This window comes from Demequina subtropica (assembly GCF_000971235.1).
Lineage (GTDB): Bacteria > Actinomycetota > Actinomycetes > Actinomycetales > Demequinaceae > Demequina > Demequina subtropica.
Window position 1 is genome coordinate 61,245 of sequence record NZ_BBMB01000013.1, and the last position, 22,698, is coordinate 83,942.

The window sequence follows — 22,698 nt, forward strand, 5'->3', positions numbered from 1 at the left end:
CACAGCACCGGGAGGTGAGTCCCCCCGGCGGTAACCGTCACGCTAGCGAAGGAAGATTTCACGTTCGCGTCGTGTCCATCACGATTTCGTGACACAACCCGGCGCGCACGTGGGCGTTTGCGCTACTTTCCGCCCATCTGCTCGATGACCGCCTCGGCGACCTCTCGCATCGTGAGACGACGATCCATCGAGGTCTTCTGGATCCAGCGGAAGGACTCGGGCTCGTTGAGCTTCATCTTCTCCATGAGGAGGCCCTTCGCACGCTCGACCTTCTTGCGGGTCTCCATGCGCTCGTTGATGTCGGCGATCTCCGACTCGAGGGCGCGGATCTCGACGTAGCGGGACGCGGCGATCTCCACGGCGGGCAGCAGGTCCCCCGGCGTGAACGGCTTGACCACGTAGGCCATGGCGCCCGCGTCACGCGCGCGCTCGACCAACTCGGTCTGCGAGAAGGCGGTCAGCAGGACCACCGGCGCGATGCGCTCCTTGGCGATGATCTCCGCCGCGGTGATGCCGTCCATCACGGGCATCTTGACGTCCATGACGACCACGTCGGGCTTGTGCTCGCGCGCGAGCTCCACGCCCTCCTCGCCGTTGGCGCCCTCGCCAACGACGTCGTAGCCGCCCTCCCGGAGCGTCTCGACGATGTCCATGCGGATCAGCGCCTCGTCCTCTGCGACGACGGCGCGGCGCGCGCGCTTGGTGGGCTGGGTCTGCTGCTCCGCCGCGGGAGTGTCGTTCACGTCAGTCACAGGCGCTAGCCTAGTGCCCTCGCCCCGGTAGCCCAACTGGCAGAGGCACGCGGCTCAAACCCGCGGTGTTGTGGGTTCGAGTCCCACCCGGGGTACTCGCCGATCCTGCGCCGACCCGTGCCGCGCACGCGCATCGTCCGGGACCACCCCGTGCCATGCTCGACACGTGAGCAGAGACGACACCTCCCCGCGTACGGCCCCGGCGCGACGCCTCCACATCGCGCTCGTGGCGCATGACAACAAGAAGGCCGAGCTCCTCGAGTGGGCCTCCTTCAACAAGGGCTCCCTCGCCCCGCACGAGCTCTACGCGACCGGCACCACGGGCACGATGCTCGAGTTCGAGCTCGGGATCAAGGTCCACCGCTTCCTGTCGGGCCCGGTCGGCGGCGACCAGCAGATCGGCGCGAAGATCGCCGAGGGCGCACTCGACATGCTGATCTTCTTCTGGGATCCCCTCGAGCCGCAGCCCCACGACCCCGACGTGAAGGCGCTGCTGCGCCTGGGCGCCCTGTGGAACATCCCGATTGCGTCGAACGTCGCGACGGCCGACTTCCTCATCTCCTCTCCCCTGTTCCGCGACGGCTACGAGCGCAAGGTCCCCGATCTGGGCCCGCGCGACTGGGAGGCCATGCGCCCCGGCGAGGACCAGGACTGACGCCTCCCGGGCCGCAGATCTTGCGGCGAACACGACAGTTCGTGCATTCAGGCACTGTGGGACAAACCCTCGCACGCCGGGGTCGCTAGCGTCCGAGGCGTCGGCCGGGCTCATCCCCGGCCGGCGTCCCGACGAAGACGCCGGGACCCAGCGATCTCAACGAGGAGAAGCACCCATGCCAGTTCCGTGGACCCGTACCGCGGCGGTCACCACCGCCGCGATCGCCGTGACCGCGTGCGGCGCCGCCGCATCGGCGAGCCCCGCCCACGAGGCCTCCGCAAGCGTCGTCGACGCGACGGTCATCACCGAGGTGGCGCCGTCCGGCCTCAAGGTGACGGCGATCGCCGTCGAGTACGACCGCGTGCTCAAGCTCGGAGGCACCGGCGTCGACGTCGATGCGTTCGACGTCGAGGTCGACCTGGGCGCGGGCGGCATCGCCCCGCTCGTCGGCGAGCGCACCGTGACGGCCGCCTACACCAGCGACACGCCGGACATCACCGGCAAGCAGCGCGCGGGCCGCTACGTGATCCTCGAGCTCGACGAGGACGATGCGGCCGCGACCGCCTCGTACGTCGACTGGTCGACCACCATCACGCACTACTACGACCTCGCGGGCGGCTACACCGTCGCCCAGGTGGGCGACATCGTGTCGCCCCGCGTGACCGTCGACGCGCAGCCCGGGAACGTCGTGGCCAACAGCGACGTGGAGAACCTGCTCATCGACGAGTACGCGTCCGGAACGCTCGCGACGGAGGCGGGACCGGTGCTCGACTACCGCTACTACACGCCCGAGAAGAGCGGCGAGAAGAAGGGCAAGAAGTACCCGCTGGTCGTGTCGCTGCACGGCTTCGGCGAGAGCGGGTCGAACAACTTCAGCCAGCTCGCGGGCAACCAGATCTCCACCGTCTTCGCCTCGGACGAGCGGCAGCTCACGGACCCCGCCTACGTCCTCTCGCCGCAGGCCGACCCGTTCGACGGCACCAAGGGCGCGTGGTGGGCGCCGCAGATGCAGGAGGCCGTGATCGACCTGGTCGAGGACTTCATCGCATCGCACCCGGACGTCGACACCTCACGGGTCTACCTGACGGGCCTGTCGATGGGCTCGTACGGCTCGTGGGCGATCCTCGGCGAGCACAGCGACCTGTTCGCGGGCGCCGTGGTGGTCTGCGGCGGCGGCGTCGCCGATGTCGAGGCGGCCGCCGCGGAGCTCGCGGACTTCCCGATCTGGGCCGTGCACTCCGAGGACGACTTCGTGGTCGACTACTACGCCGACGGCTCGGACTTCCGCGTCTTCGAGGCGTTCGAGGCCGCCGGCACGCCCGTCGTGTGGACCGAGTGGTCCGGCCTGCTCGCCGACGACACTCAGGAGGCCCTGGCCAAGGCCGCCGTCAAGGAGGCGCGTCACAGCGGCAGCGAGCACCTGTTCACCACCATCGAGTCCGGCACGACGCCGATCTTCAGCCACCTGTCGTGGATCCCGACGTACTCCAACGACGTGATCCTCGACTGGCTGTTCGACCAGGACCAGGACCGCTAGCGAAGGGCGGTCGCGCATCGTCCCTCGACGATGCGCGACCGCGCAGAGAGGCCCCGCCGGCATCCGCCGACGGGGCCTCTCGTCATCGCCCAGGGATCAGGCCGTGGTCTTCACCGCCTTCGCCTTGGTCGCCTTGGGCTCCTCCCCCGGCCGATGCGCGGGGCACGGGTTCGGCTTGTCCCAGCCCTTGGCACGCAGCTCGAAGGTCGCGGTGACCCCGGTCGATGCCGGCGCTCCCGCCACCGTCGCGGTGACGGCGTAGCAGGTGCCGGCCTCCTTCTTGTCCGTCTTCCAGATGTAGACGAACTGCCCGGAGCGCTGGTCGTACCGGATCCGGGACGAGTCGACGACCACGCCGTCGCCCGCCTCGGACGGGTCCGCGCCGCACTCCATCTCCGCGACCGCGACCCGCACCTGCTCCGGATCGGTGACCGCCTCGCCGGCGAGCTCCGCGGAGAACTTCAGCGGGACCGCGCTGCCTGCCTGCACGACGTTGACGTCGCGCATGTCGACGGGCGGGGCGAAGCCCGTGACCTTCGCGGTGCTGATCCGCAGGAACGTCACCGAGTTGCCCGGGAACGTCCACTCGAACTGCGACGCGATGCCGTCGACCGTGGTGGTCTCGGGCTTGACTGGGGTCGAGACCCGCGTGTTGACCGCCGCCTGCTTGGCGACGATCTGCGTCATCTCGGCCTCGGAGGCCACGAACCGCTCCCCGAGGTCGATCTGCGTGGTCGCGGCGCGGCGCTGCGCGTTCACGACCTTGAGGATGAGGTCACCGGTCGCATCGTCCTCGGTGAGGACCTGGGCGAACGGCTCGGTCACCGCGTCGTCGTCGAACGAGCCCTCGAGCACGCCATCGAGGTAGAGGTCCACGTGGGTGCCCCTGACCGAGATGGTGATGTCGTACTCGTGACCGGTCTCGACGCTGCGGCCCTCCTGCGCGAACAAGGTCTCCTTCGCGCCGTTGGTCGCCTTCTCGATGACCTGACGGGTGTTGTTCCACCCGCCGAGGTTCCACCAGTAGAAGTTGCCCGAGTCCTTGACCCCGAAGCCGATGAGGAAGCCCTCGGCGCCGGAGATCTTGGTGGCCTTGAGGTTGAGGTCGTACTCCTCGGCCTCGAACGACGGCGCCGAGACCAGCGTGTTGAGCGCGCTGGTGCTCGACTGGACGTAGGCGCCGTCCTGCACCGCCCACGAGCCGATGCCCGCGAGGGAGGTCCAGCCGTCGGCGTCGCCGTCCTCGAAGTCGTCCTCGAAGATGACGTTGCCGTCGGGGTCGGTCACCACGACGTCGTCGTAGCTGGCCGCGGTCGCCCAGGTGGACAGGCCGACGGTGCCGCCGACCGGGGTCGGCTCGATGACATCGCCGGTGGCGTCGGTCGGGATCACCCGGTCGCCGACGTTGTTCATGAAGAGCTTCTGAACCTCGTAGTCGGCCGAGCCCCACGACTCGTCGTTGTCGAACCAGATCATGTCGGGCGACCACTGGTAGTGGCTCGCGTTCGCGAGCAGCGGCGCGTAGGACGCCATCTGCACCACGTCGGCGTTGCGCTCGAGACCCGTCATGTAGGCGGCCTCCGACAGCGCGTTGAACCAGCGGTTGTCGAGCGAGGCGTACTCGCCGACCCAGACCAGCGGACCCTCACGGTCGTACGAGTCGTAGCGATCGTTGTTCTGAAGGAACCAGTTCGGGCTGTTGTAGTAGTGCTCGTCGACCATGTCGACCCCGGCCGCGACGTTCTGCTCCCAGTGGAGGTCGAACGCGAAGCCCTGGTCGTCCGGACCCGAGTTGCTGATCACCATGACGTCCGGGTAGACCGCCTGGATCGCGTCCCGGAACTGCACGAAGTTCGCGATGAACTCCACCGGGTAGTTCTCCTCGTTGCCCACCTCGAGGCGGTCGAGGAAGAACGGCTCCGGGTGGCCCATCTCCGCACGCAGCGCACCCCACTCGGTGGTGACGTCGCCGCGGGCGAACTCGATGAGGTCGAGCGCGTCCTGGATGTGCCGGTCGAGCAGCTCCTGGTTGTCCCACTCGCCGGACCGCAGCGACTGGCCGCAGCCGTTCATGAGCGCCGGCACCACCGGCACCGCCATGGCGCCGATGTCCTCCGCGAACTGGAAGTACTCGAAGTACCCCAAGCCGTAGGACTGGTTGTAGCCCCAGAAGTTGGTGTTCGTCGCCCGCTCCTCGACAGGGCCGACGGTGTCCTTCCACTGATACGAGCGCGAGCGCTCGTAGTCCGAGTCCTCGGAGTAGTCCTGGTGGCTGTCGACGTTGACGATGCAGCCGCCGGGGAACCGGATGAAGCCGGGGTCGAGCGCCTCGATCTTCTCCGCGAGGTCCTTGCGCAGGCCGTTGGTGCGGCCCTTGTAGGTGTCCTCGGGGAACAGCGAGACCATGTCGAGCCGCAGCGTCCCCGTGCCGCCCGCCTGGACGTCGAGACGTCCGGACGTGGTGGTGGCCGAGGCGGTGAGCACGCCCTCGTACTTGGCCCAACCGTCGTCGCCGACGGTGAGCTCGAGCGTGTCGGACAGTGCCGTCCCGTCCGCGGACACCAGGGACACCGCCAGCGGTGTGCCGGCCTCCGCGGTGGTGCGGGCGAACACGGAGAAGTCGTACAGGTCGCCCTCCTTCAGGGCGACGCCGTCGAAGCCGCCGTTGCGCACCCCGTACGTACCCCCGTCGGGGTTGTCGAGCTCGACCTGCAGGTACGTGCGGTTGCGCTCGTTGAGGCGCTCGTCGTCGTTCACGGTGGCAGCCGTGCCCGCGCCGTCGCCGGTGGCCGTGGTCGACCACGCGGTCATGCCGGTGTACGACGAGTTGTCGATGGGCAGGAACTCGAAGGACCGGTTCCGCACGAGCTCCGCGTAGAGCCCGCCGTCGGCCGCCCAGTTGATGTCCTCGAAGAACACGCCGTACATGCTGTCGGAGATCTCCGCGCCCGTCGCCGCATCGTCCACCGTGATGGTGTACTCCGCGGGCTCGTCGTCCGGGTAGGCGGCCAGCAGCGCCGCCTGCTCGTCCGCCGTGATGGGCAGCACGGTGCCGTGACGCGCGCTCGACGGGAGCTGGGCCGACGGGATCGACGTCCAGTCGCCCGAGGCGATGTCGTCGGTCTCGAACAGCATGTAGCCCTCGCCGCCGTGGTAGCTCGGCTGGTCGATCAGCATGTACCAGTGGCCGGGCTGCTCGTTGTCCTCGAACACGGTGGGGCCCTCGCCCTGCGTGAACGTGCCGCCCCATGGGTTGGGCTCGCCCACGCCGATGTGCTCCTTGACCAGCTGCCAGCCCTCGGAGTCCTCCGTGGGAAGGGTGCCGGACACGGTCGCGGTCAGGTCGGTCGAGCGCTCCTGGCGGATGTCGAACGTGGCCTCGTCCTTGATGAAGCGGTAGTAGGTCCCGCCGTCCTCGACCACGGTCGCGTCGATCATGCCGCGACCGGTGCCACGCTTGACGTCGACCCACACCTGCGGCTCGGTGAACGTCACGAAGTCGCGCGTGGTGACGTACATCATGCGGTTGTAGGTGGTGGTGTAGTCGCGCGACGTCGTGTCGGAGGTCTCGTAGAGGTTCGACGCCCAGTAGACGACGTACTCCCCCGCGTCGGCGTCGAAGAACGCCTCAGGGGCCCACGTGTTGCCCGCGAGGTCGCTCGACACGGTGATGGACCGCTGCGCGCTCCACGTCACCAGGTCGTCCGACTCCCACACGTTGAGGCGACGGCTGCCCGTCTCCTGCGCGGTGCCGAAGTCGTAGCTGCCGTAGCGGTCGAACATGTTGAGGTCCGTCGACAGCATGTAGAAGCGGTCACCCTCGGGCGAGCGAATGATGAACGGGTCCCGGACGCCCTCCTCGCCCATGGTCGACCGGAGCACCGACTCCGCGTTGTTGAGCTCCTTCCAGCTCGTCGGGTCGTCGCCTACGCTCGTCGCGAAGTAGATCTCCTCGCCGACGGTGGTGCTCTCACCCTCGAAGTACGGGAAGAAGTAGCCCTCGTAGTCGGCGGCCTCGGGCAGCGGCACCACCGTGGCGGTGAGCACCTTCGTGTCCGTGACGTCGCCCTTGGCGACCGTGGCCGTGAGCTCCACGGAGACCGCGGATGCGCCGGTCGCGGGACGCGTCACCTCGCCGGTGGCGGTGATGACGGACTCGTCCGAGGACTCCCAGGTGATCGCCGAGCCGTTCGCCCCGGCGGACGCGAGCGTGATGTTGCCGCGGACGTCGTCGAGGTTCGGGATGGTCAGCGCGGCGAGGTCGGCCGCGACGGCCTCCTCGTCGGTGAGGTCTCCCAGGTAGAGCTCCGACACCTGGGCGTCGGAGAGCGCCTCGGTGTAGATCGCGACGTCGCGGACGCCGCCCGCGTAGAACATGTCGGGGTAGGACGAGCGACCGATGTACCCGACCAGGTCCGTGCCGAAGTCGCTCACGGTGCGCGAGGTGGCGACCGTGCCGACCTTCTCGCCGTCGAGGTAGCCGGTGATCGAGGTCGGGGTGATGACCGTGGTGTACATCTGCCAGTCGGCCGTGGTCACCGGCCCCGCGATGCCCTTGGCCGCGTCGGTCGGGCTGATCCCCACCTCGGTCCACCACGGGGCGGCGGCGTCGAGGCTGCCGGTCACGACGGTCTTGAATCGACCCTCGGTGGGCGTCGCCGGGTTGAGGAGCCAGTACTGGCTGGGCAGGGTCTCGGTGGTGCCGAAGAACATGGCGGCGTAGTAGCCGGTCCCGGTCTCGTTGCGCAGCCAGGTGTTGATGGTGAGGGTGTCCTGGCCGTCGAACATGCCGGTCGGCATCTCGACGTAGGCCGCGCCGCTGCCGCTCGCGCCGCCGGGCAGCGTGAGCACATCGCCGTCGAGGCTCGCGCCGGCGCCCTGGATCACGGCGTCGTTGCCGTTGCCGCTCGCGTCCGGCACCGTGGTGCCGTCGCTCGCGGAGAAGTCGTACTGCGCGAGCAGCGTCGCGGATACCGCCGCGCGCGCCGGGCTCGCGGGATAGCTGAGAGTGATCACGAACGCCGCGATCACCGCCGCCGTGAGCAGCGCCGTCGCGCGGCGCCGCTCCCCGATGATGGCTGTCATCTGTCTTCTCCTCCTGAGGTGGGATGCACGGCCGCGGGCGCGCATCTTCGCGCGCCCTGCCGTCGGCTGAGGGGTCGCCTCGACGGGCCGTCTGCCGCGCATGCGCCGCTACGCAGGGTCTCCCGCCGCGCATCGTCCATGCCCACGTCCTCCTTGACGCTCGACATCCGCCCGTACCCGGATGGTTGGCCACCCGGACTTGCGTATGTGATCGCTCACTTTCGCCGCTCCACTGATCCCCGACGACTGTGTAGGGGTGGGGGTTCGCGAATTGTGCGCGTTCACACAGTTACGCATCCTTGCGAGGTTTCGCCCGCTTTGTCAATCGTTGTAGAAGACTTCTGCCGCTCGGATCGTTTCGACCCCGCTCGGAGGCTCATCCGCCCCACGGGACGGCGAAGGGCCCCGCCGGCCGAAGCCGACGGGGCCCTCGCTTAGGGGCGCTGGCGCTTAGCCGCGCACCTGGCCGACCTTGTGCACGAAGATCGAGTTCGTGGTGCCGGGAACGCCCACCGGGGTGCCCGAGACGACGACCACGTACTCGCCGTCGACCGCGCGACCCGAGGACTTCAGGTAGCCGTCCACCAGGTTCACCATCTCGTCGGTCGACTCGACACGCTCCACGAGCTCCGCCTGGATGCCCCACGAGAGCGCGAGGCGCTTCTGCGTGTCGGCCGACGGGGTGAAGGCGATCATCGGGGTCGACGGGCGCAGGCGCGACATGCGCAGCGCCGAGTCGCCCGACTGGGTGAACGTGACGATGTACTTGATGTCGAGGTTCTCGGCGATCTCGGCGGCCGCGTGCGTGATGGCGCCACCGCGGGTGTGCGGCGTCGACAGGTACGGCGCGATGCGCGAGTAGCCCTTCTCCTCGGTGTTCTTGACGATGCGGGCCATCGTCTCGACCGTGACGATCGGGTAGTCACCGACCGAGGTCTCGCCCGAGAGCATGACCGCGTCGGTGCCGTCGAGGATCGCGTTCGCGCAGTCCGAGGTCTCGGCACGCGTCGGGACCGGCGAGTGCGTCATCGACTCGAGCACCTGCGTGGCGACGATGACCGGCTTGGCCTGCGAGCGGCACAGCTCGATGGCGCGCTTCTGGACCAGCGGCACCTCCTCGAGCGGGAGCTCGACGCCCAGGTCGCCGCGGGCGACCATGACGCCGTCGAACGCGTCGACGATCTCGGCGAGGTTCTCGACCGCCTGCGGCTTCTCCACCTTGGCGATGACGGGGACCGTGCGGCCCTCCTCATTCATGATGCGGGCGACGTCCTCGTAGTCCGCCGCGTTGCGCACGAACGACAGCGCGATGAAGTCGGCGCCGAGCTTGAGGCCCCAGCGCAGGTCCGCCTCGTCCTTGTCCGACATCGCCGGCACGGAGACCGCGACGCCGGGCAGGTTGATGCCCTTGTTGTTCGACACGGGGCCCGGCACGACGACCTTGGTCACCACGTCGGTGTCGGTGACATCGGTCACCTCGAGGCGCACCTTGCCGTCGTCGATGAGGAGCGTGTCGCCGGGGTTGCAGTCGCCCGGGAGGCCCTTGAACGTGGTGCCGCAGATGTCCTTGGTGCCCTCGACGTCACGCGTGGTGATGGTGAACACGTCGTCCACCGCGAGGTCGTGCGGGCCGTTCGCGAACTTCTCGAGACGGATCTTCGGACCCTGGAGGTCGACGAGGACGGCGACGTTGCGGCCGGTCTCCTCCGCGGCCTGACGGATGTTGCGGTAGACCTGCTCGTGCTCCTCGGCGGAGCCGTGGCTGCGGTTGATACGGGCGACGTCCATGCCCGCCCCCACGAGCTTGCGCATCTGGTCGATCGGCGCGGTGGCCGGTCCGATCGTGCAGACAATCTTCGCGTTACGCATGTTCTCCAACCTTGGTATTCAGGCGCGAAGCGCCGTTGTGTGCGCCGTCACCGGCGCCGGGAGCTCGGTGCTCCCTGTCAAGTATTCATCGATGGCGGCCGCAGCCGCCCGGCCTTCCGCGATCGCCCAGACCACGAGCGAGGCGCCGCGACCGGCATCGCCGGCCACGAACACACCGTCCTGGGTGGTCGCGTAGTTGTGCGCCCGCTCGATCTGAGCGCGCGGGGTCAACGCTACTTGCGACTGTGCCTGCAGGTTCGTGACCTCAGGCCCAGTGAAGCCCATCGCGATGAGCACAAGGTCCGCCGGGATCTCCCGCTCGGTCCCCGGCGTGGGGGTGCGAGAGCCGTCGGCGTTGTACTGCGTCACGGCAACCTTGAGCGCTGTCACGTGACCATTGTCATCACCGATGAACTCCACCGTCGAGGCGAGATAGTCGCGCTCGCCGCCCTCCTCGTGGCTCGAGGACACCTCGAACAGGCGGGGGTCGGTGGGCCAGGGCTGGCTCGACGGGCGATCCGTCGGCGGCTTCTTGCCGATCGCGAGGGTCGTGACGCTCGCCGCGCCCTGGCGCAGGGCCGTGCCGATGCAGTCCGAGCCGGTGTCGCCGCCACCGATCACGATGACGTGCTTGCCGTCCGCGTGGATCTGGTCCGCAACGTCCTCGCCCGCCACCACCTGGTTGCCCTGGTACAGGTACGGCATCGCGAAGTGGATGCCGTCCAGCTCGCGTCCCGGCAGCGGAAGGTCGCGCGGCACCGGGGCGCCGGTCGCGATGAGAACCGCGTCGTAGCGCGCGCGCAGGTCGTCCCACGTGATGTCCTCGCCGATGGTGATGCCCGTGCGGAAGCGCGTGCCCTCGCGCTCCATCTGGACGACGCGACGGTCGATGACGTGCTTCTCCATCTTGAAGTCCGGCACGCCGTAGCGCAGCAGGCCGCCCACGCGGTCGTCCTTCTCGTACACCGCGACGGTGTGCCCGGCGCGCGTGAGCTGCTGCGCGGCCGCCAGGCCCGCGGGGCCGGAGCCGACCACGGCGACCGTCTTGCCGGTGTGCCGCTGCGCGATGTGGGGCGTGACGTTGCCGTCCTCGAACGCGTGCTCGATGATCTCGACCTCGACGTTCTTGATGGTCACCGCGGGCTGGTTGATGCCCAGCACACACGACGTCTCGCACGGCGCCGGGCAGATCCGGCCCGTGAACTCCGGGAAGTTGTTGGTCGCGTGCAGGCGCTCGATCGCATCGGCGTACTGGCCGCGCCACACGAGGTCGTTCCACTCGGGGATGAGGTTGCCCAGCGGGCAGCCCTGGTGGCAGAACGGGATGCCGCAGTCCATGCAGCGGCCCGCCTGGCGCTTGAGCACCACCTCGTCGCGACCCAGCTCGTCCTTGACCTCCGCCCAGTCGCGCAGGCGCACCGGGACGGGGCGATACGCGGGGACCTCGCGATCGCGAACCTTCAGGAATCCACGCGGGTCAGCCACCCGTCACCTCCAGGAACTCGGCCCACGCGCCGGGAGCGGAGAGGTCCCCGCCCTTCGCATCGAGCTCGGCCAGCGCCTCACGGACGCGTGCGTACTGTGCCGGCAGGACGCGCGTGAAGCGCGCCACCGTCATGCCCCAGTCGGCGAGCAGCTCGCGCGCCACCGGCGACTGGGTCTCGTGCTCGAACCGCTCGATCAGCGTGCGGACGATCACCTGGTCCTCGGCGTCGAGCGCGCTCAGCGTGAGCTCGCCCGAGGCGATGGCCTGCGCGTTGACGCGCTCGGGCCGGAGATCGAGCACATACGCCGTGCCGCCCGACATGCCCGCACCGAGGTTGCGACCGGTGCGGCCGAGGATCACCGCGGTGCCGCCGGTCATGTACTCGAGACCGTGGTCGCCCACGCCCGAGACCACCGCGGTCGCGCCCGAGTTGCGCACCAGGAAGCGCTCGCCCACCTGGCCGCGCAGGAGGATCTCGCCGCCGGTCGCGCCGTAGCCGACCACGTTGCCCGCGATGACGTCGCGGGTCTCGTCGAGCATCGACTCGCGCGCCGGGCGCACGATGACGCGGCCGCCGGACAGGCCCTTCGCCACGTAGTCGTTGGTGTCGCCCTCGAGGCGCAGCGTGATGCCGCGCGGGACGAACGCGCCGAACGACTGGCCCGCGCTGCCCGTGAAGGTGACGTCGATCGTGTCGTCCTCGAGACCGGCGCCCCGGTAGCGGCGCGTGACCTCGTAGCCGAGCATCGTCCCGACCGTGCGGTTGATGTTGCGGACCTCGCGCGAGATGCGCACCGGCTCGCCGCGCTCGAGAGCGGGCTCGGCCGCGGCGATGAGCTCGTTGTCGAGCGCGGCGTCGAGGCCGTGGTCCTGCGTGGTCGAGTTGAGCAGCGCGGCACCCTCCTTGGGGCGCGCGAGCACCGGCGTGAGGTCGAGCCCCTGCGCCTTCCAGTGGTCGATCGCGGCGCGGGTCTCGAGCGCCTCGACGTGACCCACGGCCTCCGCGATCGAGCGGAATCCGAGCGCCGCGAGGTGCTCGCGGACCTGCTGCGCGATGAACTCGAAGAACGTCTCGACGAACTCGGGCTTGCCCGAGAACCGCGACCGCAGCTCCGGGTTCTGCGTCGCCACGCCGACCGGGCAGGTGTCCAGGTGGCACACGCGCATCATGATGCAGCCCGAGACCACGAGCGGCGCGGTCGCGAAGCCGAACTCCTCCGCTCCCAGGAGCGCCGCCACGACCACGTCGCGACCGGTCTTGAGCTGGCCGTCCACCTGGACCACGATGCGGTCCCGCAGGTCGTTGAGCACGAGCGTCTGCTGCGTGTCGGCCAAGCCGATCTCCCACGGGGCGCCCGCGTGCTTGAGCGAGTTGAGCGGGCTCGCGCCCGTGCCGCCGTCGTGGCCGGAGATGAGCACCACATCCGACTTGCACTTCGCGACGCCGGCCGCGATGGTGCCCACGCCGACCTCGGCCACGAGCTTGACGTGGACGCGCGCCTTCGGGTTCGCGTTCTTGGCGTCGTGAATCAGCTGCTTGAGGTCCTCGATCGAGTAGATGTCGTGGTGAGGCGGCGGGGAGATGAGCCCCACGCCCGGCGTCGAGTGACGCGTCTGAGCGACCCACGGGTACACCTTGTTGCCCGGCAGCTGACCGCCCTCGCCGGGCTTGGCGCCCTGCGCGAGCTTGATCTGGATGTCGTCGGCGTTGACCAGGTACTCGCTGGTGACGCCGAAGCGGCCCGAGGCGATCTGCTTGATCGCGCTGCGACGCTCGGGGTCGTAGAGGCGGTCCACGGACTCGCCGCCCTCACCCGTGTTCGACTTGCCGCCCAGGCGGTTCATCGCGATCGCGAGCGTCTCGTGAGCCTCCTGCGAGATCGAGCCGTAGGACATCGCGCCGGTGTTGAAGCGCTTGACGATCTCGCTGACGCTCTCGACCTCGTCGATGTCCACCGGCGTGCGGCCCGAGTTGAACTCGAGCAGCCCGCGCAGGGTCATCGCGCGCTTGGACTGGTGGTCGACGCGGTCCGTGTACTGCTGGAACACGTCGTACTGGCGCGTGCGGGTGGAGTGCTGGAGCTTGAAGACCGTCTCGGGGTCGAACAGGTGCTCCTCGCCGTCGCGGCGCCACTGGTACTCGCCGCCGGTGCGCAGCGTCTGGTGCGGGGGCAGCTCGCCCGATGCGGGGTACGCGTCGGCGTGCCGCGCCTCGACCTCGGCAGCGATGACGTCGAGGCCGACGCCGTCGATCTGGGACGGGGTGCCGTTGAAGTGGAGGTCGACCAGCTCCTTCGACAGGCCGATCGCCTCGAACACCTGCGCGCCGCGGTAGGACGCCATGGTGGAGATGCCCATCTTGGACATGATCTTCAGCACGCCCTTGCCGAGCGCCTTGATGAGGTTGTAGGTCGCCTGCGCCGGCGTGATGTCGCCCAGGTACCCGCGCTTGGTGAGGTCCTCGACCGTCTCCATCGCGAGGTACGGGTTGACGCAGCCCGCGCCGTAGCCGATGAGCAGCGCGACGTGGTGCACCTCGCGCACGTCTCCGGCCTCGACGACCATCGACAGCTGGGTGCGACGGTGGGTGCGCACCAGGTAGTGGTGCACCGCGGAGGTCAGCAGCAGCGACGGGATGGGCGCGAGGTCGGGGTTCGAGTCGCGGTCGGACAGCACCAGGAAGGACACGCCGTCCTCGATGGCCTCGTCCACCTCGCGGAAGATCTCCGCGAGGCGCGCGTCCAGGGCCTCGGCACCGCCCTTGACCGGGTAGAGGCCGCGGATCTTGCGCGCCGAGAACATGCCGCGGCGCTTGGGGTCGCGGTCGATGTGGAGGATCTTCGCGAGCTCGTCGTTGTCGATCACCGGGAAGTCGATGATGATCTTGCGCGCGTGCTCGGGGGTCGCGTCCAGGAGGTTGGGCTCGGGGCCCAGCGCGCCACCGGTGGCGGTGACGATCTCCTCGCGGATGGCGTCGAGCGGCGGGTTCGTGACCTGCGCGAACATCTGGACGAAGTAGTCGAACAGGAGCCGCGGGCGCTGCGACAGCACCGCGATCGGGGTGTCGGAGCCCATCGCGCCGATGGGCTCGATGCCCTCCTTCGCCATGGGGCCGAGCAGGATCTTGAGCTCCTCCTCGGTGTAGCCGAACGCGCGCTGACGGCGCTGCACCGAGCGCGCCGAGTGCGAGATGTGCTCGCGGTCCGGCACCTCGGACAGGCGGATCGCGTTGTCCGCGACCCACGTCTCGTAGGGCTGCTCGGAGGCGAGGGCGGACTTGATCTCCTCGTCCTCGACGATGCGGCCCTCGCGGGTGTCGACCAGGAACATGCGGCCGGGCTGCAGGCGGCCCTTGCGGACCACCTTCGCCGGGTCGATGTCGAGCAGGCCCGCCTCCGAGCCGCACACGACGAGGCCGTCGTCGGTCACCCAGAAGCGCCCGGGGCGCAGCCCGTTGCGGTCGAGCGTCGCGCCGATGACGGTGCCGTCGGTGAAGTGCAGCGCGGCGGGACCGTCCCACGGCTCCATGAGCGCCGAGTGGTACTCGTAGAACGCGCGACGGGCCGGGTCCATCGACTCGTTGTTCTGCCACGCCTCGGGGATCATCATGAGCAGCGCGTGGTGGATGGGACGGCCGCCCAGGTGCAGCAGCTCGAGGACCTCGTCGAACGAGGCGGTGTCGGAGGCGCTCGGCGTGCACACGGGCATGAGCGGCGCCATGTCGCCGAGCAGCTCGGACTTGAGCATGCCCTCCCGCGCCGCCATCCAGTTGCGGTTGCCGCGCACGGTGTTGATCTCGCCGTTGTGCGCGATGCCGCGCAGCGGCTGCGCGAGCGGCCACGAGGGGAACGTGTTGGTCGAGAAGCGCGAGTGGACCAGCGCCAGCTCGGAGGCGAACAGCGGGTGCAGGACATCCGGGAACACCTGCTCGAGCTGATACGTGGTGAGCATGCCCTTGTAGGTGAGGGTGCGGCTCGACAGCGAGGCGAAGAAGGGCCCGCCGTTGTTCTCCGCGCGCTTGCGCACGCGATAGGCCCGACGGTCGAGCTCGATGCCCGACTGCCCGTCGGCCGCGAGGAACACCTGCCGGAAGGTCGGCATCGCGCCCCGCGCGCTCGGGCCGAGCGGCTCGGGGTTCACCGGCACGTCGCGCCACCCGATGACGCGCACGCCCTCGATCTGCGCCGCGCGCTCGACCGCCGAGACCTCGGCGGCCTCGCGGCCGGGCGTGAGGAACGCGATGCCCACGGCGTACTCGCCGGCGGCGGGCAGCTCGAAGCCTGCGACCTCGCGCAGGAACGCGTCGGGCACCTGCGTGAGCAGCCCCGCGCCGTCGCCGGTCTCCGTCTCGGCGCCCACGGCACCGCGGTGCTCCAGGTTCTTGAGCGCGGTGAGGCCCGCATCGACGATGTCCCGACCTGCCGTGCCGCGCAGGGTAGCCACGAAGGCGACACCGCACGCGTCATGCTCGTACGCGGGGTCGTAGAGCCCCGCTGCGGGCTGGGGAGCGCCAAGATGCGCGACCATCACACCGTCCTTAAGCGTCCCCGCGCACACGGGGACATTCGTAGATTTCGGGGCGCCTTCGACCCGGTGTTGACACGGGCGTTCAGCCTATCGCGAACGCCCACCGACGGGAAAACCCCTTCCTAGCCCCGCTCGGGGCCGTCGCCGGGGGTGTCGGCGACATGGGACGGCTCGTCGTCGTCGGTCAAGGCGGCGCCCTCAGGGTGCGGGACACGTGCCGCGAGCTGCGACCGATCCGGTCGCACGGCAGCCTTGCGTTGACGCAATCCTAGGGCCACGAACGCGAGCGTCGAACCGGCCAGGGCGATGAGCGACACCCACTCGTTGATGCGCAGGCCCGCGATGTGCACCGCGTCGTCGATGCGGACGTGCTCGATCCACAGGCGGCCGGACACGTAGACCATGACGTAGAGCCAGAACACACGCCCGCCGCGCAGGTCGAGCTTCTTGTCCAGATAGATGATGAGCGCCGCACCCGCGAGGTTCCACAGCAGCTCGTACAGGAACGTCGGGTGGAAGGTCGCGAACTGCTCGTAGCCCTCAGGACGGAAGCCCGGGTCGATCTCCAGCGCCCACGGCAGGTCCGTGGGGCGCCCGAAGAGCTCCTGGTTGAAGTAGTTGCCCATGCGTCCGATCGCCTGCGCGATGAGCACACCGGGGGCGGCGGAGTCGGCGAAGGCCGTGAAGCTGGCACCCGCGCGGCGCGCGCCGATCCAGGCACCCAGCGCGCCGAGCGCGACGGCGCCCCAGATGCCGAGGCCGCCCTCCCAGATCTTGAGGGCGTCCCACGGGTTCCCGTCCGGGCCCCAGTACGGGGCGGGCGTGGTGATGACGTGGTAGATCCGCCCGCCGAGGATGCCGAACGGGATCGCCCAGAAGGCGATGTCCCAGACGACCTCGGGGTCGCCGCCGCGCTCGACCCAGCGGCGGGACGTGAGCCACAGCGCCACGAAGATGCCGAGCAGGATCCACAGCGCGTAGGCGTGGATGGTGAGAGGGCCGATGCTGAACGCGCTCCACTCGGGAGGCGGGCTGGGGAACGACAGGATCATCGGGCCGCGCGCACCCCCTCGGCGAGCTCGGTCACCTTGGCACGGAGGCGCTCGAGGTCGCCCTCGTCGCCGAGCGCGCGAACAAAGGCAGTGCCGACGATGACACCGTCGGCGAATCCGGCGATCTCGGTGGCCTGCGCGCCCGTCGAGACCCCCACGCCGATGCACACGCGTGCGGCGCCGGCCGCGCGGGCCTCGCTCACCACGCGCTGCGCGGCGTCGCCGAGCGCCGCGCGCTCGCCGGTGACGCCCATGAGCGGCGTCGCGTAGACGAAGCCGGTCGAGGCGTCGCACGTGAGCCTCATGCGCTCGCGGGTGGTGGACGGCGCCACCAGGAAGATCGTGTCGACCCCCTCCTCGCGTGCCGCCTCGACCCACTCGGGCGCGGCGTCCGGCGTGAGGTCAGGCGTGATGACGCCCGCTCCCCCGGCGGCCTTGAGATCGGCCGCGAAGCGCGACCAGCCGCGCTGCAGCATGAGGTTGGCGTAGCTCATCACCACGGGCACCGCGCCGGCCTCGGCCACGGCGCGCACCGCGGCGAACGCATCGTCCACCTTGACCCCGCCCTCGAGCGCCTTCGCGGCGGCGTGCTGGATCACGGGGCCGTCGAGGACCGGGTCCGAGTACGGCGGGCCGATCTCGACGATGTCGCAGCCCGCCTCGACGAGCACACGCATCGCGGCGAGGGACGTCGGCACGTCGGGGTAGCCGACCGGCAGGTACCCGACGAGCGGAACGCGTCCCTCCGCCTGGCACGCGTCGAACACCTCAGCAAGCGCGCTCACGCGTCTCCCTCGCCCTCGGGGAGCATCTCGAACCACCGCGCGGCCTGCTCCACGTCCTTGTCGCCGCGCCCGGACAGCGTCACCAGCAGCGTCGACCCGGGGCCGAGCTCGCGGCCCAGGCGGATCGCGCCGGCGAGCGCGTGCGCGGACTCGATCGCGGGCAGGATGCCCTCGGTGCGGGTGAGGAGGCGGAACGCCTCCATCGCCTCCGCGTCCGTCACGGGCCAGTACTCCGCGCGGCCGATCGAGGACAGCCAGGTGTGCTCGGGGCCCACGCCCGGGTAGTCCAGCCCCGCCGAGATGGAATGCGAGGGCTGCGTCTGGCCGTCCTCGTCCTGCAGGATGTACGACATCGAGCCGTGGAGGATGCCGGGGCGCCCGCCGGTGAGCGTCGCGGCGTGGCGGCCCGTCTCGACCCCGTCGCCCGCGGCCTCGCAGCCGATGAGGCGCACGCCCGCATCGTCCAGGAAGGCGTCGAAGGAGCCGATCGCGTTGGAGCCGCCGCCGACGCAGGCGAGGACCGCGTCCGGCAGCCCGCCGAGCTCGAGCATCTGCGCGCGGGACTCGACGGAGATGACGCGCTGGAAGTCGCGCACCATCGCGGGGAACGGGTGCGGTCCGGCGGCGGTGCCGAACACGTAGTTGGTGGTCTCGACGTTGGCGACCCAGTCGCGGAACGCCTCGTTGATCGCGTCGCGCAGCGTGCGCGTGCCCGTCGCGACGGGGATCACCTCGGCGCCGAGCAGGCGCATGCGGGCGACGTTGAGGGACTGCCGCTCGGTGTCCTCCTCGCCCATGTAGATCACGCACTCGAGGCCCATGAGGGCCGCCGCGGTCGCGGTCGCGACGCCGTGCTGGCCGGCCCCGGTCTCCGCGATGACGCGCGACTTGCCCAGGCGCTTGGTCAGCAGCGCCTGTCCCAGCACGTTGTTGATCTTGTGCGAGCCGGTGTGGTTGAGGTCCTCGCGCTTGAGGAGGACGCGCGCGCCGCCGCAGTGCGCCGCGAAGCGCGGCACCTCGGTGATGATGCTCGGGCGTCCCGTGTACTCACGCGCGAGGCGCTCCAGCTCACGCGTGAACTCGGGGTCGATGCGCGCCTTGTCGTAGGCGTCCGTGAGCTCGTCGAGCGCCGCCATGAGCGCCTCGGGGACGAACCTCCCGCCGAACTCCCCGAAGTACGGCCCGGGGGCCTCCTGGAGCGAGCCCGTCACGGACGGACCGACCGCAGCGCGGGGTGGGCGCCGGCGGCGACCATCTCGGCCACCGTCGCGCGCGGGTCCCGGTCCTTGACCAGGGCCTCGCCCACGAGCACCGCATCGGCGCCCTGACGTGCGTACTGCACCACGTCGTGGCTGTCGCGCACGCCGGACTCGGCGATGCGCAGGATCCCGTCGGGGATGGTCGGGGCGACCCGCGCGAACGTGTTGCGGTCCACCTCGAGCGTGCGGAGGTTGCGCGCGTTGACGCCGATCACGGTCGCGCCCGCGTCGGCGGCCCGCTTGACCTCCTCCTCGTCGTGCACCTCGACGAGCGCGAGCATCCCGAGCGAGTGCACCCGCTCGATGAGGCTCTCGAGCGCGAGCTGCTCGAGCGCGGCGACGATGAGCAGGACCACGTCCGCGCCGTGCGCGCGCGCCTCCCACACCTGGTACGGGGTGACGATGAAGTCCTTGCGCAGGATCGGCACGTCGACCTTCGCGCGGACCTCGTCGAGGTCCTGGAGCGAGCCGTTGAAGCGGCGCTGCTCGGTGAGGACCGAGATGACGGAGGCGCCGCCCGCCGCGTACTCGGTGGCGAGGAGCGCGGGATCGGTGATGTCCGCGAGCTCGCCCTTGGACGGGCTCGAGCGCTTGACCTCGGCGATGATGCCGACCTCGTCCTGCGCGAGGATCGCCCGGGCGTCGAGCGCCTCGGGCAGCCGTGCGGCGCGCTCCTTGAGCGCGTCCATGGTCGTCAGCTCCTTGCGGACCTCGAGGTCCTCCAGGACTCCTGAGACGATGCTGTCAAGTACGCTCACGCCGCTCCCACCCATAACGCCCACTGTACCGCCGGGCGTGGGTCGGCTCTGACGGCCGAGGCGCACGGCGGGCAACCTCACGAGAGCGGCTGGCCGTGGCCCAGCGCACGCAGCGCGGCGCCCGCAGCGAGCGCCACCACGGCGACGCCGATGCCGGCGAACGTCAGCGCGTGCACCGGGATCGCGATCCCCACGGACGCGAGCAGCGCCGCGAGCACGAGGCCCCAGTTGGTCACCCACGCGGCGGTGGTCTTGCCGTGGTTGTGCGGGGCGATGTCGGGAAGGTCCTGCGGCTCGAGGTGCACGCTCGACATGGGGTTCTCCTTGGGGACTTAAGGTGAAGTGCGCGTCAGTCTAGCGAAGCCGGGGCGGGCTCCAGGCGCGATGCCGTGGCGATCGCGCGGATGAGCGCGGCCGCCTTGTGGCGGGTCTCCGCCGCCTCGGTCTCGGGGACCGAGTCGGCGACGATGCCCGCGCCGGCCTGGACGTGCGCGGTGCCGTCCTCGATGAGCGCGGTGCGGATCGCGATGGCGGTGTCCATGTTGCCGGCGAAGTCGAAGTAGCCGACCGCACCGCCGTAGAACGCGCGTCGCGTCGGCTCGATCTCGTCGATGAGCGCGATGGCGCGCGGCTTCGGCGCGCCCGAGAGCGTGCCCGCGGGGAAGACCGCGGTGAAGACGTCGAGCGCGGTGTGCTGAGGCTCGACCTCGCCCACCACCGTCGAGCAGATGTGCATGATGTGCGAGTAGCGGTTGACCACCATGAACTCGACCACCTCGACCGAGGTGGGCTCGCAGACCTTGACCAGGTCGTTGCGCGCGAGGTCGACGAGCATGACGTGCTCGGCGAGCTCCTTGGGATCGGCGAGCAGCTCCTCCTGGAGGCGCTTGTCCTCGGCGGGCGTCGCGCCGCGCGGACGCGAGCCGGCGATGGGGAACGTCGACGCGCGGCCGTCCTTGACGGTGCACAGCGACTCGGGGCTCGCACCCACCACCGCGAACTCGCGACCCTGATCGTCCTCGAGCTGGAAGTAGTACATGTACGGGCTCGGGTTGAGCGTGCGCAGCACGCGGTAGACCTCGAGCGGGCTCGCCTCGCACGGCACGTCGAAGCGCTGCGAGGGCACCATCTGGAACACCTCGCCGTCGCGGATCGCCTCCTTGGCGAACTCGACCGCCTTCTCGTACTCCCCCGGCGCGCTGCGCTGGGTGACTGCGGGCTCCTCGCCGTCGGTGAGGATCGAGACAGGGCCGGTGGTCGCGTTGGCGAGCGCACGCTGCATGCGGTCCAGGCGCGCCACGGCATCCTCGTACGCGTTCTCGATGCCCGTCTCCTGGGCATCGGCGTTCACCGCGTTGGCGATGAGCCACACCGAGCCGTCGCGGTGGTCGATGGCCGCGATGTCGGTGGCGAGCAGCAGCAGCACGTCCGGCACGTCGAGCTCGCGCGGCGCCTTCATGGGCAGCGTGGGCTCCCACTGGCGGATGATGTCCCAGCCGAGCACGCCCACCATGCCACCCGTGAGGGGCGGCAGGCCCTCGATGGCCTCCGAGCGCATCTCGGCGAGCACCTGGCGGATGGCGTCCAGGGGCGCCCCGTCCGCGAGGCCCACGGGCACGTCCCCGCTCCACCGCGCATCGTCCCCGTCCACCGTGAGCATCGCGCGGCTGTGGACGCCCACGAAGGACCAGCGGGCGCGCGACCCGTCGGGCTCGGCGGACTCGAGGATGAAGGTGCCGGGGCGCTCCTGCGCGAGAGCCTGGTAGACGGCCACCGGCGTGAGGGAGTCGGCGAGCAGGCGCCGGACCACGGGCACCACACGGTGCGACGCGCCGATCTCGACGAAGCCCTCGAGCGACGGCCAGGTCTGGCCCCACTCGATCCGCGGTGCCTGGGTCATGCCTGCGCTCCCAGGCCGTCGACCGCGCCGAGGTCTCCCCCGGCCTCGAAGCACGTGCGCGTGCCCGTGTGGCAGGCCGGACCCTGCTGGTCCACCTCGAGCAGCAGCGCGTCGCCGTCGCAGTCGAGGCTCGCGCGCACCACGCGCTGGACGTTGCCCGAGGTGTCGCCCTTGCGCCACAGCTCGCTCCTGGACCGGCTCCAGTAGACCGCGCGCCCCGAGGTGAGGGTCTCGTGGAGGGCGTCGTCGTTCATCCACGCCACCATGAGGACCTCACGGGTGTCGTGCTGCTGAACCACGGCGCACACGAGGCCGTTCGGGTCGCGCTTGAGGCGCGCTGCGATGTCCGCGTCGAGAGGCATGCGGCTTATCCTTCCACGCGCTCCCCTCTGACAGCGCCAACGGAGTTCGCGGCGACACGCCGGGGAGAAGGGACGATGCCGGGGTTCAGCGCGGCGTGTCGGCTCGAGATCCGTTCGGAGTGTCCGAGAGGAGGGCCCGGCGGCTCAGGCCTCGAGCGGCTCCGAGACCACGCAGTGGCGCTCCATCACGAACCGCCACGGCTCGGAGAGCCGAAGGTGGATGCCCACGGGGACGTCCGAGCCGAACAGGCGCGCGAGGCCCTGGCACGCGGCGGCGTCCGCGGCCGCGGAGCAGACGGCGGGCAGGCCCTCGAGCCCATGCTGGAAGCAGACCTCCTGCACCGCGTCGTGCGCGAGCTTCCACGAGGCGTGCCAGTCGCCCACCAGGAAGTCGGTGTCGGACAGCAGGTCGAAGACCTCGGTGAGACCCATCCGACGGGCCTTCGAGAGCTCGATGACCTCGCGGATGGAGAGGCCGGGAAGGCGCTCCATGTGGTCGTCGAACGCCTCGAAACGCAGCCCGCGCACACTGGCCGCCAACGACTCCGACACTTTCCGCTCCTCCAGCTGTGGGACGCCCCTCAATGCGTCCCTGGGCGATATCAAACCACTGCTCCCGGCGGATGACACGCAACTCGTCCGGGTTTGTTCGCCCGGGGTGAGCAACGTCA

Annotated in this window: 15 protein-coding genes and 1 tRNA gene; 3 read left to right on the forward strand and 13 right to left on the reverse strand. The window is 70.1% G+C overall.

Features of this window, described 5'->3' with window-relative positions; genetic code table 11:
* Positions 1-122: 122 nt before the first annotated feature.
* Positions 123-752 (reverse strand): ANTAR domain-containing response regulator, encoded by a 630-nt coding sequence (locus AOM06_RS12535; protein ID WP_228372953.1) that lies wholly within the window; start codon positions 750-752, stop codon positions 123-125.
* Positions 753-773: 21 nt separating this feature from the next.
* Here AOM06_RS12535 and AOM06_RS12540 point away from each other — a divergent pair.
* From AOM06_RS12540 to AOM06_RS12550, 3 genes are all read left to right on the forward strand, one after another.
* Positions 774-847: transfer RNA gene (locus AOM06_RS12540), tRNA-Leu, on the forward strand.
* Between the two features lie 71 nt (positions 848-918).
* Positions 919-1,407, forward strand: a complete 489-nt coding sequence (locus tag AOM06_RS12545; RefSeq protein ID WP_062306948.1) for a methylglyoxal synthase — start codon at positions 919-921, stop codon at positions 1,405-1,407.
* A gap of 175 nt (positions 1,408-1,582) precedes the next feature.
* Positions 1,583-2,944 (forward strand): alpha/beta hydrolase-fold protein, encoded by a 1,362-nt coding sequence (locus tag AOM06_RS12550; protein WP_062306951.1) that lies wholly within the window; start codon positions 1,583-1,585, stop codon positions 2,942-2,944.
* A 96-nt stretch (positions 2,945-3,040) separates the two neighbouring features.
* Here the strand turns inward: AOM06_RS12550 and AOM06_RS14625 are convergent, their stop codons facing one another.
* The 12 genes from AOM06_RS14625 to AOM06_RS12610 form a co-directional block, all read right to left on the reverse strand.
* A complete protein-coding gene (locus AOM06_RS14625; protein WP_169747765.1) occupies positions 3,041-8,029 on the reverse strand; it encodes an alpha-L-arabinofuranosidase family protein in 4,989 nt (1,662 codons plus the stop codon).
* A 450-nt stretch (positions 8,030-8,479) separates the two neighbouring features.
* A complete protein-coding gene (gene pyk / locus AOM06_RS12560) occupies positions 8,480-9,898 on the reverse strand; it encodes a pyruvate kinase (protein ID WP_062306954.1) in 1,419 nt (472 codons plus the stop codon).
* Positions 9,899-9,916: 18 nt separating this feature from the next.
* Positions 9,917-11,383, reverse strand: coding sequence for a glutamate synthase subunit beta (locus AOM06_RS12565; RefSeq protein ID WP_062306958.1), 1,467 nt, complete (start codon positions 11,381-11,383; stop codon positions 9,917-9,919).
* Positions 11,376-15,911: a glutamate synthase large subunit gene (gene gltB, locus AOM06_RS12570; RefSeq protein ID WP_062306961.1), complete on the reverse strand. Its 4,536-nt coding sequence runs from the start codon at positions 15,909-15,911 to the stop codon at positions 11,376-11,378. Before gltB ends, AOM06_RS12565 begins: the two co-directional genes overlap by 8 nt.
* 122 nt (positions 15,912-16,033) lie before the next feature.
* The gene (gene lgt / locus AOM06_RS12575; protein ID WP_062306968.1) at positions 16,034-16,963 is read right to left on the reverse strand and encodes a prolipoprotein diacylglyceryl transferase; all 930 of its coding nucleotides are present in this window, start codon (positions 16,961-16,963) and stop codon (positions 16,034-16,036) included.
* Positions 16,960-17,748, reverse strand: coding sequence for a tryptophan synthase subunit alpha (gene trpA, locus AOM06_RS12580; protein WP_062306972.1), 789 nt, complete (start codon positions 17,746-17,748; stop codon positions 16,960-16,962). Before trpA ends, lgt begins: the two co-directional genes overlap by 4 nt.
* On the reverse strand, positions 17,745-18,959 hold the full coding sequence (gene trpB / locus AOM06_RS12585) for a tryptophan synthase subunit beta (RefSeq protein WP_062306977.1): 1,215 nt from the start codon (positions 18,957-18,959) through the stop codon (positions 17,745-17,747). The genes trpA and trpB overlap by 4 nt, the downstream gene beginning before the upstream one ends.
* Complete coding sequence (gene trpC, locus AOM06_RS12590; protein ID WP_062306981.1) at positions 18,956-19,765, reverse strand: indole-3-glycerol phosphate synthase TrpC; 810 nt, start codon at positions 19,763-19,765, stop codon at positions 18,956-18,958. Before trpC ends, trpB begins: the two co-directional genes overlap by 4 nt.
* A 77-nt stretch (positions 19,766-19,842) precedes the next feature.
* Positions 19,843-20,079, reverse strand: a complete 237-nt coding sequence (locus AOM06_RS12595) for an HGxxPAAW family protein (protein ID WP_062306986.1) — start codon at positions 20,077-20,079, stop codon at positions 19,843-19,845.
* A 35-nt stretch (positions 20,080-20,114) separates the two neighbouring features.
* Positions 20,115-21,665 carry an anthranilate synthase component I gene (locus AOM06_RS12600; protein ID WP_062306990.1) on the reverse strand — a complete coding sequence of 517 codons (1,551 nt, stop codon included), beginning with the start codon at positions 21,663-21,665 and terminating at the stop codon, positions 20,115-20,117.
* The gene (gene hisI, locus AOM06_RS12605; RefSeq protein ID WP_062306994.1) at positions 21,662-22,027 is read right to left on the reverse strand and encodes a phosphoribosyl-AMP cyclohydrolase; all 366 of its coding nucleotides are present in this window, start codon (positions 22,025-22,027) and stop codon (positions 21,662-21,664) included. Before hisI ends, AOM06_RS12600 begins: the two co-directional genes overlap by 4 nt.
* 144 nt (positions 22,028-22,171) lie before the next feature.
* The gene (locus tag AOM06_RS12610; RefSeq protein ID WP_156163700.1) at positions 22,172-22,579 is read right to left on the reverse strand and encodes a hypothetical protein; all 408 of its coding nucleotides are present in this window, start codon (positions 22,577-22,579) and stop codon (positions 22,172-22,174) included.
* Between the last annotated feature and the right edge of the window lie 119 nt (positions 22,580-22,698).

Bases quoted from the DNA above. Each gene is read 5' to 3' on its own strand.
- AOM06_RS14625 (WP_169747765.1), bottom strand. From the start codon at position 8,029: ATGACAGCCATCATCGGGGAGCGGCGCCGCGCGACGGCGCTGCTCACG.
- pyk (WP_062306954.1), bottom strand. From the start codon at position 9,898: ATGCGTAACGCGAAGATTGTCTGCACGATCGGACCGGCCACCGCGCCG.
- hisI (WP_062306994.1), bottom strand. From the start codon at position 22,027: ATGCCTCTCGACGCGGACATCGCAGCGCGCCTCAAGCGCGACCCGAAC.
- AOM06_RS12595 (WP_062306986.1), bottom strand. From the start codon at position 20,079: ATGTCGAGCGTGCACCTCGAGCCGCAGGACCTTCCCGACATCGCCCCG.
- AOM06_RS12550 (WP_062306951.1), top strand. From the start codon at position 1,583: ATGCCAGTTCCGTGGACCCGTACCGCGGCGGTCACCACCGCCGCGATC.
- gltB (WP_062306961.1), bottom strand. From the start codon at position 15,911: ATGGTCGCGCATCTTGGCGCTCCCCAGCCCGCAGCGGGGCTCTACGAC.
- lgt (WP_062306968.1), bottom strand. From the start codon at position 16,963: ATGATCCTGTCGTTCCCCAGCCCGCCTCCCGAGTGGAGCGCGTTCAGC.
- AOM06_RS12600 (WP_062306990.1), bottom strand. From the start codon at position 21,665: ATGACCCAGGCACCGCGGATCGAGTGGGGCCAGACCTGGCCGTCGCTC.